Annotated in this window: 19 protein-coding genes; 9 read left to right on the top strand and 10 right to left on the bottom strand. The window is 64.4% G+C overall.

Annotation, left to right across the window (positions count from 1 at the left end):
* Nucleotides 1-17 precede the first annotated feature (17 nt).
* Nucleotides 18-245, bottom strand: a complete 228-nt coding sequence (locus IVB31_RS32450; RefSeq protein ID WP_247332119.1) for a hypothetical protein — start codon at nucleotides 243-245, stop codon at nucleotides 18-20.
* Between IVB31_RS32450 and IVB31_RS32445 the strand changes: the two genes are divergently transcribed.
* The 5 genes from IVB31_RS32445 to IVB31_RS32425 all read left to right on the top strand — a co-directional run bounded on the left by IVB31_RS32445 (nucleotide 232) and on the right by IVB31_RS32425 (nucleotide 2785).
* On the top strand, nucleotides 232-576 hold the full coding sequence (locus IVB31_RS32445) for a DUF1236 domain-containing protein (protein ID WP_247332118.1): 345 nt from the start codon (nucleotides 232-234) through the stop codon (nucleotides 574-576). The two genes, IVB31_RS32450 and IVB31_RS32445, sit on opposite strands and share 14 nt — an antisense overlap.
* Before the next feature lie 117 nt (nucleotides 577-693).
* Complete coding sequence (locus IVB31_RS32440) at nucleotides 694-1056, top strand: hypothetical protein (RefSeq protein ID WP_247332117.1); 363 nt, start codon at nucleotides 694-696, stop codon at nucleotides 1054-1056.
* 247 nt (nucleotides 1057-1303) lie between these two features.
* Nucleotides 1304-1924, top strand: coding sequence for a hypothetical protein (locus tag IVB31_RS32435; RefSeq protein ID WP_346730905.1), 621 nt, complete (start codon nucleotides 1304-1306; stop codon nucleotides 1922-1924).
* Nucleotides 1925-1983: 59 nt separating this feature from the next.
* On the top strand, nucleotides 1984-2337 hold the full coding sequence (locus IVB31_RS32430; protein ID WP_247332113.1) for a hypothetical protein: 354 nt from the start codon (nucleotides 1984-1986) through the stop codon (nucleotides 2335-2337).
* 19 nt (nucleotides 2338-2356) lie between these two features.
* Nucleotides 2357-2785, top strand: a complete 429-nt coding sequence (locus tag IVB31_RS32425; protein ID WP_247332111.1) for a hypothetical protein — start codon at nucleotides 2357-2359, stop codon at nucleotides 2783-2785.
* 53 nt (nucleotides 2786-2838) lie between these two features.
* Here IVB31_RS32425 and IVB31_RS32420 read toward each other — a convergent pair whose 3' ends face one another.
* The 3 genes from IVB31_RS32420 to IVB31_RS32410 all read right to left on the bottom strand — a co-directional run bounded on the left by IVB31_RS32420 (nucleotide 2839) and on the right by IVB31_RS32410 (nucleotide 4237).
* Nucleotides 2839-3297: a hypothetical protein gene (locus IVB31_RS32420; protein WP_247332109.1), complete on the bottom strand. Its 459-nt coding sequence runs from the start codon at nucleotides 3295-3297 to the stop codon at nucleotides 2839-2841.
* A gap of 10 nt (nucleotides 3298-3307) precedes the next feature.
* Nucleotides 3308-3526, bottom strand: coding sequence for a hypothetical protein (locus IVB31_RS32415; RefSeq protein ID WP_247332107.1), 219 nt, complete (start codon nucleotides 3524-3526; stop codon nucleotides 3308-3310).
* 117 nt (nucleotides 3527-3643) lie between these two features.
* On the bottom strand, nucleotides 3644-4237 hold the full coding sequence (locus IVB31_RS32410) for a TetR/AcrR family transcriptional regulator (protein WP_247332105.1): 594 nt from the start codon (nucleotides 4235-4237) through the stop codon (nucleotides 3644-3646).
* A 90-nt stretch (nucleotides 4238-4327) separates the two neighbouring features.
* Here IVB31_RS32410 and IVB31_RS32405 point away from each other — a divergent pair, with 90 nt between their 5' ends.
* Nucleotides 4328-5638: an MFS transporter gene (locus tag IVB31_RS32405; protein WP_247332104.1), complete on the top strand. Its 1311-nt coding sequence runs from the start codon at nucleotides 4328-4330 to the stop codon at nucleotides 5636-5638.
* Nucleotides 5639-5675: 37 nt separating this feature from the next.
* Here IVB31_RS32405 and IVB31_RS32400 read toward each other — a convergent pair whose 3' ends face one another.
* From IVB31_RS32400 to IVB31_RS32380, 5 genes are all read right to left on the bottom strand, one after another.
* Nucleotides 5676-7025: an aminotransferase class V-fold PLP-dependent enzyme gene (locus IVB31_RS32400; RefSeq protein ID WP_247332103.1), complete on the bottom strand. Its 1350-nt coding sequence runs from the start codon at nucleotides 7023-7025 to the stop codon at nucleotides 5676-5678.
* Between the two features lie 228 nt (nucleotides 7026-7253).
* A complete protein-coding gene (locus tag IVB31_RS32395) occupies nucleotides 7254-7412 on the bottom strand; it encodes a hypothetical protein (RefSeq protein ID WP_247332102.1) in 159 nt (52 codons plus the stop codon).
* Nucleotides 7413-7588: 176 nt separating this feature from the next.
* Nucleotides 7589-8650: a tripartite tricarboxylate transporter substrate binding protein gene (locus IVB31_RS32390; RefSeq protein ID WP_247332101.1), complete on the bottom strand. Its 1062-nt coding sequence runs from the start codon at nucleotides 8648-8650 to the stop codon at nucleotides 7589-7591.
* Nucleotides 8643-10730 (bottom strand): acetate--CoA ligase family protein, encoded by a 2088-nt coding sequence (locus tag IVB31_RS32385; RefSeq protein ID WP_247332100.1) that lies wholly within the window; start codon nucleotides 10728-10730, stop codon nucleotides 8643-8645. The genes IVB31_RS32390 and IVB31_RS32385 overlap by 8 nt, the downstream gene beginning before the upstream one ends.
* Nucleotides 10731-10733: 3 nt before the next feature.
* Nucleotides 10734-11525 (bottom strand): enoyl-CoA hydratase/isomerase family protein, encoded by a 792-nt coding sequence (locus IVB31_RS32380; protein ID WP_247332099.1) that lies wholly within the window; start codon nucleotides 11523-11525, stop codon nucleotides 10734-10736.
* 146 nt (nucleotides 11526-11671) lie between these two features.
* Between IVB31_RS32380 and IVB31_RS32375 the strand changes: the two genes are divergently transcribed.
* Entirely contained in the window at nucleotides 11672-12448 is a 777-nt protein-coding gene (locus IVB31_RS32375; protein WP_247332098.1) for a helix-turn-helix domain-containing protein, read from the top strand.
* Between the two features lie 54 nt (nucleotides 12449-12502).
* Here the strand turns inward: IVB31_RS32375 and IVB31_RS32370 are convergent, their stop codons facing one another.
* On the bottom strand, nucleotides 12503-13405 hold the full coding sequence (locus tag IVB31_RS32370) for a hypothetical protein (protein ID WP_247332097.1): 903 nt from the start codon (nucleotides 13403-13405) through the stop codon (nucleotides 12503-12505).
* A gap of 618 nt (nucleotides 13406-14023) precedes the next feature.
* Here IVB31_RS32370 and IVB31_RS32365 point away from each other — a divergent pair.
* Complete coding sequence (locus IVB31_RS32365; protein ID WP_247332095.1) at nucleotides 14024-15772, top strand: ethylbenzene dehydrogenase-related protein; 1749 nt, start codon at nucleotides 14024-14026, stop codon at nucleotides 15770-15772.
* 147 nt (nucleotides 15773-15919) lie between these two features.
* Complete coding sequence (locus IVB31_RS32360) at nucleotides 15920-16930, top strand: 2Fe-2S iron-sulfur cluster-binding protein (RefSeq protein ID WP_247332093.1); 1011 nt, start codon at nucleotides 15920-15922, stop codon at nucleotides 16928-16930.
* The last annotated feature ends 43 nt before the right edge of the window (nucleotides 16931-16973 follow it).

The raw sequence follows: 16973 nt of genomic DNA, 5'->3' as shown, positions 1-16973 counted from the left end.
AAACCGGGCCTTTGCGTTCAATGCATGTGGCCAATGAGATAGATGCCACCACCGACGACCAGGATTGCGGGCACGGCCCAAAGAATCAGTACGGGCACTTTTTTCTCTCCTCCAAAACCTGCTCCCGGAGGGCAACGGGAAAAAATGGCACATGTTCCCCGTTCCTGGGGAACGAGCAGGGTGGATCCCGAGTTCATCGCTGCGCCGCATCCAGCGGCAAGGGAGAACGCGATGAAAAAGTTCATGCTGATATCAGCCGCCGCTCTGCTCGTGTCGACGAGTGCGATGGCGCAATCCACTGTCGTCACCACCACGGGTGCCGGCCATGGCGCGGCGGTGCAGATCGAACCCGAGTATCGCACCAAGATCCGGTCCTACGTCACCGAGCACAAGATCCGCCCGGTGGAAACGCGCGAAAAGATCGTGATCGGCTCGCCAGTGCCGCGCGACGTCGAGCTCGCGACCGTGCCGAGCGATTGGGGTCCGTCGCTCACCAAATATCGCTACGTCTATTCGGGCAGCCACGTCATGCTGGTCGATCCCGAGACCCGCATGGTCGTGCAAGAGGTGGACTAACTTTGCGCAATGGCGGGCTGTCGCGTGGCGGCCCGCCTGTGCATCCGCCCTTGGTTGCTTTTGCGGTAGTGCCTGATGCCCGTCATTCGATATGTTCTGTTTGCTGGCGCCTTCGTCGTGGCGCTGCTCTTCGCGCTCGATCGCTCTCTGACGCCGCTTGGCGAGCGGACTGAAAGTGTGGATGTCGACCGAACGATCATTCGCATCAGCTCCGCGCGCGCGCTGCCCGAAAAAATCATCTTCGACACGTCCACTCAGATCACCGCCACGATCTCGTCGCCCGCGCTTGCGGCCGAGCCGCCAGACCGCGTTGCGAGCAACGCAATGGCGATGGCTGAGCCGCCGAAGCAAGAGACGAAAATTCCGCCCGCGCCTCAACGCGCTGCGACGCCAGCCACCAGTCTTCGTTCGAAGCGCCCAGCCCGCGCGGCGTCTTCGCATCGGATCTACGATCGCCAGGTGATGGTCGGCGCCTTCTGAGAGTTGCTGGCTCTCTACGCGACTGCGGCGCACAAGGCGCTGCGCGAACTCTCGGCACACATGAACAGTGGATGAATAGCCGCGGTGATGCGTGGCATTCGCTTCGCATAGCAGCCGTTCGCGCGGCAGGTGCCGTATGCACGGGTCATCATGTCCTGCTCAAGGAACGTTTCCCCGTTTGCCACTTTATCCCGTGCCTGAATTGGCGAGTTATTTTTTGGAAAAACTGGAGGAGAACGACATGAGGATCCTGAAGCTTTCTGCGGCTGCGGCCGCGCTTCTGGCCGGCACGGCACTTGCCGTTGCGCAATCTAGCTCAACAGTTGGAGCGGGCGGCTCGTCGGCCGGCGGCGGCACCAGCAACTCGACCGTCGGCACCGGCGGCTCCTCGGCCGGCGGCAGCGGGTCCGGGTCGGCTTCGACGCTCGGCACCGGCGGCTCGTCGGCTGGCGGTGGCACCAGCAGTTCGTCCGTGGGTACGGGCGGCTCCGCGGCTGGCGGCGGCTCGGGCAGCGGCTCGGCCTCGACCCTCGGCACCGGCGGCTCGTCGGCGGGCGGCGGCAAGAGTTCGTCCAGCGTCGGTACCGGCGGCTCTGCGGCAGGTAGCGGCTCGGGCAGCGGCTCCGCCTCGACACTCGGCACCGGCGGCTCATCGGCGGGCGGCGGCAAGAGCTCGTCCAGCGTCGGCACCGGCGGCTCTGCGGCGGGCTCCGGCTCCAACTCCGCGTCGACGCTCGGCACCGGCGGCTCGTCAGCGGGCGACGGCAAGAGCGGCTCGACGGTGGGCGCAGCCGGCTCGTCCGCGGGTCATGCCAGCGAGATGGGCATGGAAAAGGGCAAGGGCCACAACAAGAAGGACAAGGATTGATGCCTTGGCCGGGAGCGGCAGCACTGCCGCTCCCTCGTCTTCGTTGGAGGAGAACTGGCATGAACAGATCAATCATCGCGATCGCAGCATTGGCCTTGATGGGCGGCGCTGCTCAGGCAGCAACCATGGAAAAGACCGGAAAGACAGCATCGGGCGAGACCTGCAAGGTCACGGTCGAAAAGCATGCCGACGGAAGCATGACCGCGGTCGGCTCATCGAGCTCGGGCACAACCGGATCGACCACCTCGAGCGGTTCGCTGTCGAGCTCAAGCTCGGCCGGCGGATCCTCGGTCCATGTGCAGGCAGGCGGTGGCAACGTCTCGAGCTCATCGTCGACGGCGGGAGGGCCTGGCTCGACCAGCGCCAGCACCATCACCGTCAACGGCTGCACGATCTCGACCTCGTCACCCTAGGTTCATGAAGGATTGAAACATGAGAACGCTCCTGACAATTTCGGCAGTCACACTTTTGCTTGCCGCCACTTCGCCGCTTCTTGCACAGACCAGTGTGACCGGGGGAACGGGCGGTTCGGCCGCGGTGGGCGGCACATCCGCCTCGACGGTCGGCACCGGCGGCACGTCGACCTCGGCGACGGGCGGCACGGGCTCGTCGATTGCGGCCGGCGGAAGCGCCGCAGCCGTCGACGGCAAGTCACATACGGGCGTCAGCATGAACAAGGGCAACGGCCCGGTGATGAATTCCAACGCCCGGGCGCAGGCCCATGAGGGCGGCACGTTCAGCCGCTCGCATACACGCACCCAGGTGAAGGCCGGCCAGGAGGTCGGTTCGACAACCAAGACGATGTCGCATGTCCCGGGCTCGAAGCCGACGATGTCGACCACGTCAACGACGGCGCGCTAACCTCACGACCTGCTGCCCGACTTGCTCGGGCAGCTTTTTTCCAGGGTCCGGTTTCAGTCGGCACTCAGGGTGTGACTGATCCGCGTCACAATGCGGTCCCATTGCCGCTTCTCCGCCGCGGGATAATTGATCAGCACGCAGTGCACGTAGCGCCGTGAGAAATTGCAGCGGTCGTACCAGATCTTGCCGCGCTTGATGCTGGAGACGACGAAGAATCTCGGCGCGATCCGCTTGTAGATGATCCCGGAGGGCGGACTCTTCCTGGCCAGAAATTCGGCCGGCGGCAGACCTTGGTTCGGAACAGCTTGCACGGTGAGATCGGCGCTGCCGTCCGACGTCCGAAATTGCTGACCATATCCGTCAGGCTTGCCCGCCAGTTCGGTGAAAACCGAGCTGGGGATGTCGACCGAGGTTCCGGATTCGGGAATGCGGTAAGGGGTCCAGCTCTCTGCCTGGGCAACACCGAGCGGCGTAACCGAGAGCGCAAAGACCACGGCAATTATTGCTTTCATGACGATCTCCTCATCTGCGCGTCGCCAATTGCAGCTCCATCAGGGCGATCCTTTGCAAGTCCGCAACATTTCGCTCGCCGGCGCTGGCGGTGCGCAGGATGGATTCGGCGAGCGCGTTGACATGTGAGGAGTGCACAGGCTCGGGCAGGGTCGCAACCGCGGCTTCCAGAGCGGCGGTCATCAGCTCGATCGCCTCCGGTGAAAATTCGGCATTGGAAAAATTCTTCATTGTGCGACCAGCCGCTGATGCGGGCTGGCAGCTCAACGTCGGGAAAAAACGGAAGTTCCTGCCAAAGCGGGCGACATAACCTTCAGCGCCTCGCGTTTTCGCGCGCGGAGCTCGCCCTCATCCCTTCACCCCCGCATCAATCAACATCTTCGCGGTCGCGAGCGCCGACTGCGCGGGGCCGTCTTCGGACTGCTGGCCGGTGACGTAGATGCCTTCGATCAGCAACAGTAGCGCATCGCCGAGCACGGCGGGCTGGCGTGCGCCCATGTGAGCTGCGAGTTCGCGCAGGCGCTTGCGAAAAACTTTCTTGTGGGCTTCGGCGACTTGCCGCGCCGGATTGTCGCGCGAGGGATATTCCACCGCGGCGTTGCTGAGGCCGCAGCCGCGATAGCCCTTACTCACCGCGCGCGGTACGAGCTGGCCGATATAGGCGAGCACGTGATCGCGCGCATTGCCGTAGGTCTTGCCGCCGGGGCGTTCGAAATTTTCCCAGAATTCCAGATCGTAGTCGCGCAAGTAAGCGGCGGCGAGATCGTCCTTGGAGGCGAAGCTGCGATAGAGGCTGGGCTTGGTGACGCCGGCGCGGTCCACCACCTCGTCGACGCCGACGGCGCGGATGCCCTCGCGGTAGAACAATTCGCTTGCGGATGCGCGAATGCGGTCGGCGGCCCGGATGGGCGCGGCCGCGGCTTTTTCGGCTTTTTTCTTCATCTGACTCAGTCCGACCTTCGGAAGAGGGCTTGACAATGTTACTGACCGGTACGTACTAATGCCGCATCGCAATACGTACCGGTAAGTAACATGCCCCACTCCCCCGTTCAACCCGCCGCCGTTCAATCTGCCTCCGTGTCCAGACGGCCGTTCGGCCAGAACTACGCCTTCGTGGTTGTCGCCGTGATCTTCCTGGCGCTGCTTGCCGCCGCCGGCCTACGCTCGACGCCGGGCGTCCTGATGCTGCCGCTGCAGAAGACCTTCGGCTGGGACGTCGGCGTGATCTCGTCGTCGGCCGCAATCGGCATCTTCCTTTATGGCCTCGCGGGGCCGTTCGCAGCCGCCGTGATGCAGCGCTTCGGCATCCGCCGCACGGTGCTGGGCGCGTTGGCGCTGATGTCCGCATCGACGGGGGCCAGCTACTTCATGACCACGCCGTGGCAATTGTTCCTGACTTGGGGACTGCTCTCCGGCATCGGCTCGGGTGCCGTCGCCAACGTGCTCGGCGCCACCATCGTCAACCGCTGGTTCACCACCAATCGCGGCCTTGTCATGGGCCTGCTCACCGCGAGCACGGCCACCGGCACGCTCATCTTCATGCCGGGCCTCGCGGCGCTGGTCGAATGGGGCGGCTGGCAGCCGGTGGTGCTGACGGTCGCCGCGTGCTGCGCGGCGCTGATCCCGCTGGTCTACATCCTGGTGCCGGAGCGGCCTGCCACGGTTGGCCTGCGCTCATACGGCAGCGCTCATGAGGACCAGCCCGCGCCGCCGGCGCAGGGCAATCCGTTCGTCGCCGCGTTCAGCAACCTTGCGCGCGCGGCGAAGACGCCGACATTCTGGTTCCTGTTCGCGACCTTCTTCATCTGCGGCTTCACCACCAACGGCCTCGTCGGCACCCATCTGATCGCGTTCTGCGGCGACCATGGCATCTTCGAAGTGCAGGCCGCGAGCCTGCTCGCGCTGATGGGGTTCTTCGACCTGTTCGGCACCACCCTGTCGGGCTGGCTTACGGATCGCTTCGATCCGCGCAAGCTGCTGTTCTTCTATTATGGCCTGCGCGGACTCTCGCTGATCTACCTGCCCTACTCGGATTTCTCGTTCGTCAGCCTGTCGGTATTCGCGGTGTTCTACGGGCTCGACTGGATCGCGACCGTGCCGCCGACCGTGCGCATCGCCAACGAAACATTCGGCGACAGGAATGCACCGCTGATCTTCGGCTGGGTCGTCGCCGGCCATCAGCTCGGCGCCGCCTGTGCCGCGGTCTTCGCCGGCTTCATGCGCTCCACGCAGGGGGATTATCTGCAGGCCTTCATGATCGCAGGCGCGACGGGCATCGTCGCGGCCGTGCTGTCGCTGATGATCGGCCGGCGGCCGGTGCAACCGGCGCTCGCCGCGGCGTGAGGGTCACGGGGATATCCGGGGGCGCCCGCCCCCGGGTTCACCCCGTCTTCGTGCCCGTGATGACGGCGAGCGCCTCGACGAAGCGGTCGAGATCGGACTCGTCGTTGTAGAGCGCCGGCGTCACGCGGATGCATTGTCCCTTGGCGACGCCCGCGCGACGGACCGTCAGGATCTTGTGGCCGTCCCTGAGCTTCGCCACGGTGGCGTCGTTGTCGGCTTTGCTCGTCTTGCCGGCAAGGCGGAAGGATGTGAGCGCACCATACAGGCCGGGCTCATCCGGCGTCAGGATCTCGATGTCCTTGAAGTCCCGCGCGCGGCTCACCCAGTAGTCGCGCAAATAGCGCAGGCGGGCCTGTTTCGCCGCGGCGCCGATCTGCTGATGGAGCGCCACGGCCGCGGGCACCGTCAGCACCGTCGCGAAATTGACCGTGCCGGTATGCACGCGCGAGCGGATGTCGTCTTGCGCAAAATCCTCGTCGCCCATGTCACGATCGATGTCGGCGAGACGATCCTTCCTGATGTAGAGGAAGCCCACGCCGACCGGTGCGCCGATCCATTTGTGCAGGTTGAAGCCGACGAAATCGACGCCGAGCTCGCCCACCCTGAAGTCCATCTGCCCCCAGGAATGGGCGGCGTCGAGGATGATGTCGACGCCCTTGGCCTTGGCCATGCGGGCGATCTCGGCGACCGGCATGACGAGGCCGGTGCGATGGCTGACATGGGTGAGGAGGAGGAGCCTGGTCTTGGGATTCGCTTCGAGGGCGCGGCCATAGGCGTCGAGCACGCTCTGGCGGGTGGCAGGCTCCGGCACATCGAACTTGACGACATCGACGCCACGGCGGCCCTTCAGCGCGTTCATCGCATACTGCATCGAATCGTAGTCGAGGTCGGTGTAGAGCACGCTGTCGCCTGGCTTCAGCTTGTTGTAGCCGCCGATCAGGAGCTGCAGCGCTTCGGTCGCGCCCCGGGTGAGCGCAATCTCCTCGGGCGCCGCGCCGACCGCCTGCGCCACCTTGATGCGCACGGCCTCGAAATCCGCCCCCGCGCGCTGCCGCGCGTAATAGGAATTCTGATAGTTGACCATGTCGGACTGGCGAATGAATTCGCGCCTCACCGGCTCGGCCATGATGCCCCAAAAGCCGTTCTCCAGATTGACGATTTCAGGCGTCACGGCATAGAGCCCCTTCACGGCCGTCCAATAGGCATTGTCGGTGGCGATGGCCGCCGCCGCTCCGGTCGGCTGCGCCGGCAGGCCGTCGGCTGCCATCGCCGTTGCCGCCATCGCCGTTGCAGTCGTGGCTGGTGCCGCCAGGGACGTGACGGCTGCGGCCGCGAGGCCCTTCAGGATCGACCGGCGGTCGGACGAAATTGTCTCAGTCAGATGCATATCAGCCTCCACGATGCGCCGGATAAGGAGCAGCCATCAATAGAGCGCGAATGACCAAGCGATGACAGTTCGATGATCGGCTATGCTTCGGCGGGTCACGGAAAGCCAGGGCCGCGCCGACGTCGCCAGCCTGCATCAGAGCAATGGCTCGTGTGGCAAGGCGTAATTCGAATCGCGCGGCTGTCGAAGCTCGGGTGAGGCGCTTCGGCGCGGTCAACCCGTACGTTCTCAGAACAAGGCGGCGGTGACAGCCTGCCCGTAGATCATCGCGGCCACGAGGGAGAGCAGCAAGCCCGCGCCCGAGAAGATCACGAGCACCTTTAGAGTTTCGACCTCAACATCGATTTTCGTCGCACGGGATATCGCCTTTGCCAATGCAGCCATCATCGCCAGCTCCGAAATGGGCCGCGCGGAAGCGGGGCCTATTTCATCTAGCGGTGTTGGGAGCGTTTGCGTGTGAAGCAGATTACAGGTGAGCTTGCATCCTGCGCCTCAAGGTACGAGCCGAAGTTGCCGAACGCTTGACGGCATCCTCATTCGACACGGATCCGGCGATCACGACGTCATTGCACCTGGATGTTCGCATCCTTGACCAGCTTGCGCCAACGGTCCTCCTCCTGCCCGACATAGCGATCGAGCTGTTCGGGAGAGCCTCCCACCATGATGAGACCTTCGTTTGCCTCCAGTTGCTTGAAGCCGCCGGACTGGACGGCCTTTGCGACAGCCTGATTCAGGCGTGCAACCACGGGAGCAGGCGTCTTGGTCGGAGCGTATAATCCGTACCACGACTCCGCGGCATAGCCTGATACCCCCGCCTCGGCGACGGTGGGCAATTGCGGAAATGCCGCCGAACGCTCGGCGGATGTGACAGCCAGCGCCCGGAGCTGACCCGCGGCCACCAGCGATGCCGCGCTCGCCACGGTGGTGAACATCACGTCGATCTGCCCGCCCAGGAGATCGCTGATCGCAGGCGCCGCGCCCTTGTAGGGCACCGCCGTCATCTTGACCTTCGCCATCGCATTGAACAGCTCGCCCGCGAGATGGGCCGAGGTGCCGGTGCCGAACGTACCGAAATTGAGCTTGCCCGGATTGGCCTTGGCCTCGGCTATCAAATCGGAGATCGAGTTGATCTTGGATGTGGGGTTGACGACGACGATATTGAAAGACCGCGCGATCAGCGCGACCGCCGCGAAATCCTTGTGCGGATCGAACGGCAGCTTGTTGTACAGGCTCGGGTTGACCGCGTGCGCGAAGGTGGCCATCAGCAGCGAATAGCCGTCGGGCTCGCTGGTGGCCACGGTCTGGGTCCCAATGATGGTTCCGGCGCCCGGCTTGTTCTCGATGATGACAGGTTTACCGAGCTCGCTCTGGATTTCCTGCGCCGTCGTTCGCGCGATGATGTCGGTCCCGCCACCGGCCGCGAAGGGCACCACGATCTTGACGATCTTGTCCGGATATTCGGCGCGCGCGGGCGCAATTCCCATGCCCGCGATCATTGGCAAGACGGTACAGGCAAGGACGGCGCGGTCCAACCAACGCCGCGTGGCGAAACCCTTCTTGCGAGCGCCGTCGTGATTGATGATTTCGGCAATGGCCATCTGGAGCACCCGATTCTGTTCAGACATTGAGAACGACCAATCCGTCTGCCGCCTTCACGCCCTGGCCGGCCGGCAGTACGAACACCGGATTGATTTCAGCCTCAGTGAGACGGTCGCCGAGTTGCGCAACCATGCGCGAGAAAGCGACGATCGTTGCTGCGAGCGCCTCGACATCGCATTTCGGCCGGCCGCGAAAACCGTCCAGCAAGGGCCATGTGACGAGATCGCGCGCCATCGCTTGAGCCTCGGCCAGACCGAGGCCGCCTTCCGGTGGGAGCAGACGCATCGTCGTGTCCTTGAACAGTTCGGCGGTGACACCGCCCATGCCGAGAAGGATCCCGGTGCCCAGGGGATCGCGATGCATCCCGAGAATGATTTCGACCCCGCCTGAGATCATCTTCTGAACCAGGAATTGGTCGGGTCGCTTCCCGGTCCTCAGCGCGACCTCGTCAGCCATCGCCGTGAGGCGGCCGCCAATCGCATCAGTGGTCAGGTTGACCGCGACGCCGCCGACGTCGCTCTTGTGCAAGATCTCGCGCGAGAGAATCTTGAGCACGACGCGGCCACTGAAGCCGCGCGCCGCTTGTTCCGCTTCGCCTGATGTTGTGACCACCTTCTCCGCCACGACCGGAACGCCGAAACGGGCGAACAGCGCCTTGGCCTGTGCCTCATCCAGCGATCCCGACGAGACGTCGCTGATATCGACCGCCGGCTGGACCGAGCCGTATGTCTGAACCTGCTCCGGCATTGCAGCCTGCAAAAGGCCGTCGAGCGCAGCAGCGCAGCTCTCGGCGGACGTATAGGCCGGGACGCCTCGCCGGGTGAGGGCGGAGGCCACGTCGGGCGCGTGGGGACTGACATAGGCAATGACGGGCTTGTCACTCATCGGCAGGCAGTCGTGGATGGCGTCGGCCATCAGCGTCGGCGATCCCACGGCCGACGAGCCGACAATGATTGTCAACGCATCATAGGACGGACTTGCGAGCAGGATGCGGATTGCGGCGCGAAGCAGATCGGGTTGCAGACCAGCCAGGGTCACGTCGATCGGGTTGCGGTCGAGCATGGCATGCGATCCCGACTGCAATGCGCGCAATTGCGCGGCCGTCTCAATGTCGGGAGCGGGTGTCGCAAAGCCGGCGACGCCGAGACTGTCGGACACGATCGTGCCGGCGCCGCCGGTCGAGGTCAGGATCGCCACACGCTTGCCGGACAGCTTCCGCCCTGCGCTAAGGGCTGCGGGAATGTCGAGCAGGTCTTCGAACGTTTTTGCGCGGATCACGCCAAGCTGCCTGAACAAGGCGTCGTACATGCGGTCGGAGCCCGCAAGCGCGCCCGTGTGCGAGACGGCCGCCTTTGCCCCCGCTTCCGATCGCCCGATCTTGAAGGCGACAACGGGCTTGCCGGCGCGGCGCGCCTTGAGGACTGCCTCCCGAAAGCGAGCCGGGTTGCGGATCGCCTCGATATAGAGCGCAATGACCCTGGTTGCGCCGTCATCGGCCAGAAAGTCGATGAAGTCGGCGAGTTCGAGATCGGCTTCGTTGCTGGTCGACACCAGCTTTGACAGCCCTACCCCGCGCGCCGCGGCGCGCGACAACAAGGCGCCGAGAATGCCCCCGCTTTGCGAGACCAGCCCGATCGAGCCTGTCGGGAAGTGATCCATCGCCAGCGCGCCGGATGCCGACAGCACGATATTGTCGGTGAGATTGACGAGGCCGATCGTGTTCGGCCCGAGCAGCCGCATGGATCCGGCGGCGTCCATGAGCTGCTTCTGGCGCTCGGCGCCTTCCGCCCCGGTTTCGGTGAAGCCGCTGGCCAGAACGATCGCCGCGGCAGCCCCCCGCTTCGACAATTCGCGCACTGCGATGTGCGCGCGCTCCGCGCCGAGCAAGACGATGCCGACGTCAGGCACATCGGGCAGCGAAGCGACATCGGGGTAGCAGGCCCGGCCGCCGATCTCTCCGACCTTCGGATTGACCGGATAGATCTCGCCGGCAAATCCGTGCTTCAGGAGATAGGAGACTGGCCGCCCCGACGTCTTGCTGGGGTCCGCGGAGGCACCGATGATGGCGACGCTACGCGGTCGGATCAGCCGTTCGATCGCATCCATCGCTCAATCCTTCGACGCGGATTGCGCAAGGAACGCCGTCACGGCATCCCGATGCTCTGCGCTGGTGTAGCAGATCGCCTGTGCCTGGCTGCCGAGACTGAAAATGTCGTGCGCCGAATGCTCGAAGGTTTCATTCAGGATCTTCTTGCCCAGCGCCAGCGCGGTGGGAGACCCCTGAGCCAGTTCGGCCGCCCAGGCCTGCGCTGCCGGCAAGAGCTCGGTCGAGGCCACCTTGCGATCGACGATGCCGAGCGAGAGCGCTTCGTCGGCCTCGACCATGCGCCCGGTGAAGATCAACTCCTTTGCCCTGGGAAGCCCGACCCGGCGAGGCAGGAAATACAGGCCGCCGCCGTCGGGGATCAGACCTCGCTTGATGTAGGACCAGGTGAATTTCGATCGTTCCGTCCCCATGACGAAGTCGCAGGCCAGCGCGGTGTCCGCACCGAGGCCCGCCGCGGCGCCGTTGACGGCGGCGATGGTCGGTTTCGGCAGGCCGAGCAGGAACGACTGCACGTGATGCACGCCCTGCTGACGGCTCCATCCGTTGAATGCAACTTCGCCCTGCGGCGCCGCGAGCCGGCGCTTCATGCCGCTGATATCGCCGCCGGCACAGAAGGCGTTGCCGCGCCCGGTCAGCACCAGGGCCTTGATCGCCTTGTCGCGGGACACGGTTTCGAGCGCACTGACGAACTCGGCGCGCATGTCGTCGCTCATGGCGTTGCGCCGTTCTGGCCGGTTGAATGCGATGGTCGCGACACCGGCTTCGACGGAAAACTCGATAGACTGATAGGACATGGCAAGCTCCGTGGCCTGGAGTCGTCGAGCCTTGCGCGGCCAGGCATTCTTCTTCCCGGTGGCTATAGCGGCTTGCATCCCCCGGAACATCCCCCTAATTCCACTTAGTGGAAATGGCTTGGGCGGGAATTCCTGGGAGGCTGGATGTGGCGCAGGCGCGCAGATATGCGGGCGGGGTTGATGGCAACCGGTCGCTCGAAAGGGGCATCGAAATCCTCAGGGCTTTCCGTCCCGGCGTCGATACGCTGGGCAACGGCGAGATCGCGGAGCGAACCGGATTGCCGCGGTCGACGGTCAGCCGGCTGACACGAACGCTGGTCAATTCCGGGATGCTCGACGAAGTCCGCACTGAGCGGAGCTACCGCCTTGCCGCGTCCGTCATCAGTATCGGTCACGCGATGCGGACAGGATCACCGGTGCTCAATACGATCGGAGCGATGATGCGGGCGGAATCGGCGAAGCGCCGGCTCAACGTGGGGCTCGCGGCCGCGGATCGAACCATGATGGTCTATCTCGAATCGATCCGATACAGCCCGCGCGCGGCGCTGCGCAACGTGGTCGCCGGTCAGCAGGTCCCGATGGAGTTGACGTCGCTCGGTCGTGCCTATCTGGCCGGCATTGCGGAGCCCGAGCGCGAGCGATTGCTAAAACTGTTCAGACGGCGCAGCGCCGCGGCGACGAAGGCGCTGCTCGCAGACATCAGGACATCGATCGGTTCCGTCGCACGCGACGGCTATTGCGCGGTGTCGTGGCAACCTGCCGTTCTCGCCGTCGCAACGCCCATCGTGCTCGAGGGGCTTCCAGTCTACGCACTCAACATGAGCCTGCAGAATGTCGACCGGTCCGACGCGCTGGCGAGCGAGATGGGCGCTTACCTCAACGCCTTCGCGGCCAAGTGCAAGGAGGCACTGGCGGGCCGTTGAAGGCGGTCGGCGGCGGCGAGCGGGCGCACGCGCCCGCCATGTCACGCGGCGCCGTTACAGTTTTCCATAGACCCGCCCGGCGACCGCCTTGAGGCGCTCGACCGAACCGGACTCGGGATGCGGGTTGACCGGCGCGAACAGGATCGAGGCCTGCCTGCCGTTCTTCCAGACATAGATGTTGACGGCGTTGCCGTTGCCCTTGGTGCAGGAATGCTCGCCGAACGCTTCATTGCCGAGCTCGGGGATCGCCACATGTTTGCAGGGACCTGCGCGTTTCATCATGCCGATGGCGGTGCCGCGCGAGGTCGCGATCACCGCGACGGTCATGGTGTTGGCCTCGCGATCGAACATCATGCAGCTGCCGGCGCCGGTCCGCTGCACCGTCAGCGTATTCTTGTCGAGAAAGCCGTCGGCATCCGCGGCAGTCAGCCACTCGCAATTGCCGAACCGCTCGCTGGTCTTGCTCGTGTTTCCGACGGCAATTCGCGCGGCTTCGGTGAGCGGTCCGAGCAGCGCGTCGTCGGCACGCCGGCCGATCGGATAGACGCTGATCTGCAGAATTGTATCGCCGGACAAGGCGACGACCGAGGCCTCCTGGCGCTGCGCACCGGCGGCACTCGCTCCGCTCTGGCCTTCGTCGCCGATCCCGGACACCACGTTCAGCGGCATGCGCTCGCCCAGCGTCTTGACGAAGGTCGCATACAATTCCCTGGCGCGGTCCTTGTCGGGATTGCGGAACACGGTCAACATCATCGTGTCGCCGCGCCCGCCCTGATAGATGCAGCCGCGGCCGTCCTGATTTGAAATCAGTGACCATTTGAGCGCCGGCATCGCGCCGGCGAGCTCCTGGGCGCTGATGAACGGGCAGGTCTCAGTTGCGCGCACGGGAGGCACCGGAACGGCTGCGACTGCAAGGAAGAGAATGAGACAGCAGAACAGACGATCGATCATACGCATTGGATGATTCACCACCGCTATTGGCGCGCCATTCAGAACAAAAAAGCGAACTCATGCAATTGAAATTGTTATATGAATTCAAGCTGCTGGGAGGGGCGACTGAAGGCCAGTTACGTCCCCCCAACGTTTCCGCCGAGTTCATGATGGACGTGGTTTAGCGACTCGCGCAACGGCCGCGCTCCAAGCTGCCCAGCGCCAGAGCTAACCTGGACGAGAGACCAGACTTCCAGACTGCGTGTGCCCCAAGGGTGGCTCATTGGCCGACCGCTTTGATTGGGACAATGATCGATGCCGGCCGCCTCGGCTACCATGCCCATCTTGCCAAATCCCCAATGCTTCACGGCCTTTCTGGCGCCATCGCGCAAGCGGAGGGGGCCGTCTACGCAGAGCGGAGCACAACCGCCCACCAGAAATCCTCGGAACCCTCGTGATGCTCGCGCCCTCTCGAATGTCCAGAGGACGGCCGATCTGGGACGAGTTGACGCGAAACGAGACATCTCGCCAGACTTGATAATTTGCTTATGATATCGCTCAGGTAGCTTGATCGCAGCTGTTCGCCTTTCCGGGAGAAGCGAAAAGCGGACGCTGTAGCTCTGCCGGTTTACCGTGGAAAGCTTTATGCAAATGGACGATGTCACCGCTCGAAAGAACGCCGACGCCTCGACCGAGAGAAGCCTCGCTCAAACAAAGACCAGAGAAAGCCCGCCACGCACGGATGTCGGGACGATAGCGCTCCATTGGGCGACCGCGATCGCGTTCGTCGTCAGCCTCGTGACCGGCATACGCATCGCAGCGGACGCGATGAGCGCCCCCTTCTCGAAATGGCTCGCTCCAGTCCTGCCGCAAGGCGAGATCTTTTCCTGGCATTTGCTCGCGGGGCTCGCCGTCTTCTTCTGCGGGGCGGCCTACGTCGCCTACCTCGCGCGCAGCGGCCTGGTCGAGCGCAACAGCCCCAGGAAGACGCGGATCCTCGCGATGCGCGCTCCGGCTCGCCTCAAATGGGGCGCCGTCAACGTCATCCTGCACTGGTTCGTCTATGCGCTCGTGATCTTCCTCACGGGGACGGGCGTCATGATGTATCTCGGCTATGGCGGCTGGTGGGCTTATCTCCACTCGACCGCCGCCTTCGTCGGGCTCGTCTATATCTTCGCGCATATCGCCGCGCATTTTCTCTATGGCGGCTGGCTGCAGATCTTCCGCCTGTTTCGGCCGGAGCCGCTCGCGATCACCAGGGCCGTGCGGCCGAGGCCTCTTCTCGTCGCCGCTGCAATCGGGGTGGCGATCACGTGCGGTGTCGCCGGGCTCGACTGGGCGACGCGCGATACGCTCGTCGTCGCACGGGTGAGCGACGCGCCCAAGCTGGACGGGGCCATGGGCGATCCCGCCTGGTCGCGCGCGCGCCCCGTCGTCATCCGCACGCAGCAGGGTGCCAATCTCGATGGATCGGGCGAATCGCTCGTGGAGGTGCGCGCCCTGCACGACGGGCAGAAGATCTATTTCGCCTTCCGCTGGGAGGATCCCACGCGTTCCCTGCGCCGCATTCCGATCATCAAGAAAGAGGATGGCTGGCACGTGCTCGACGAGCGGGCGGGCCTGCAAGACGCCGTCGACTTCTACGAGGACAAACTGTCGGTCATTTTCTCGGATAATCCATCGCTCGGCGGCGCAGGCGCGACGAGTCTCGGCGTCAACCCGCTGCCGGGAAAACCGTTGCCGATCAACGGCCGGGGCTTCCACTTCACGACGGATGGCAGCTACATCGACATGTGGCAGTGGAAGGCGTCGCGCGGGGGCATGCTCGGGCGTGTCGACAGCCAATATATCGGCCCGCCCTATGCCCCGACCCTGGCCGAGCAAAATTACGATGCCCGCTACCAGGGTGGCTATTGGAATAAGCCCGGTCGCGGTCTTTATTCGTATAACTTCAAGTTCATCCACAAGGACGACAAAGGGCCCGTCACGGTTCAGCGGCTTCCCAAGGACTGGAAGGCGCAGGTCGCAGCCCTCGGCAAATTCGATCTCAATCCCGGCAGCAGCGACGACGAGAACGGCCGCTGGTACATGTTCGACGGGGAGAGCGAACCCTACACTCCAGAGGCCGATGCGAAGATTCCGCTCGGCACGATCCTGCCCGGCGTGATTATTGCTGGTGACAACGACGGAGAGCGGGCCAATGTCACCGGTGTTTCAAAATGGAGCAACGGACATTGGACGCTCGAGCTGACGCGCAACATGAAAAGCGACGGTAGATATGACAAAGCCTTCGTGCCGGGCAACGATCTCTACATGTGGGTCGCTGTCTTCGACCATACGCAGACGCGGCACGCGACCCATAACCGCCCGGTGCTTGTCGTCACGCAGAAATAGGCACCTGATGGGGGGCGACGAGGGCGACCGGAGCCCGCCACCGCACGCCTGCGCTGAAGCATGGCTTCGCCCTCATCCGCGCAACGCATTCCGGCTCGGCGAGCGGCGGCCTGCCCGCAGAAATTCGCAGCGCCGGGAGGTCTCGCGATGAAGCGGCATTGTCGGCTCGTCCTCAACGGCAAGCCCGTCGAAGCCCGCGCCGGCGAAAGTCTGATCGATGCGGCGCTCGGCGGCTCGATCCTCATTCCACACGACTGCAGATCGGGACAATGTCAGAGCTGCCGGGTGACGGTCGTTTCGGGCTCGGTCGATGACGGCGGCACGGGCCATGGCCGCACTGTGCTCGCCTGCCAGGCAGCGGTCGCAGGCGATGCGGAGATCGAATTCGAAGAATTGCCGCAACCGATGAAGCGGGCCTGTACCGTCACCGAGATCAACGAACTCTCGCCAGAGATCGCCGAGGTCGTGCTGACGACCTCGGCGCCGCTCGAGTTTCGGCCGGGCCAGTATGTGCGCGTCAAGTTTTCCGGCTATCCTGCGCGCGAGTTCAGCCCGACCTTCAGGCTCAATGGTTCCTCCAAGCAAGTCGAACTCGTCTTCCACATCCGGCGCCTGCCCGACGGCACTGTGTCGGGACAGATCGGCAAAGCCATCAGGCCCGGCCATGCGGCGCATGTGCAAGGCCCGTTCGGACAAGCCTATCTGCGACAGGGTCAGGGGCCGCTGGTGCTGGTCGCCGGCGGGGCAGGCTGGGCCCCGATCTGGGCACTCGCCTGCTCGGCGCGCTCGACCCAGCGCAACCGCGAGATGGCGGTCGTCGCCGGCAGCCGCGATGCCGATAACCTCTATATGCGTCCCGCGTTGCAGTGGCTGATCGACGACGGTGTCCGCGACGTCATTGCGACGACGGAGGTCGGATCCACCCTGCCGATCAGGCCCGGGCGCCCATCGCACTACCTGCCCCTGCTCGGGCTGGAGGATACGGTCTACGTCGCCGGCCCGGTTGGTCTCGTCGAGATCGTGAAGAACAAGGCGCGCACGGCCAATGCGCAATGCTACGCCGATCCTTTCCTGCCGAGCTCTCAAACCTCATCGCTGATGGACAAGATCACCCATCTATGGCGAAGCCGGGAGCAACCTCATCGCCCCGGTCTGTGAGCCGATGCCGAGCTCGGCTGCGCCGGCGGCCAGCGAGCCCGGC

The sequence above is a fragment of the Bradyrhizobium sp. 21 genome (assembly GCF_023073335.1).
In the GTDB taxonomy this organism is placed as follows: Bacteria; Pseudomonadota; Alphaproteobacteria; order Rhizobiales; family Xanthobacteraceae; genus Bradyrhizobium.
This window is presented reverse-complemented; position numbering and strand designations above follow the sequence as displayed.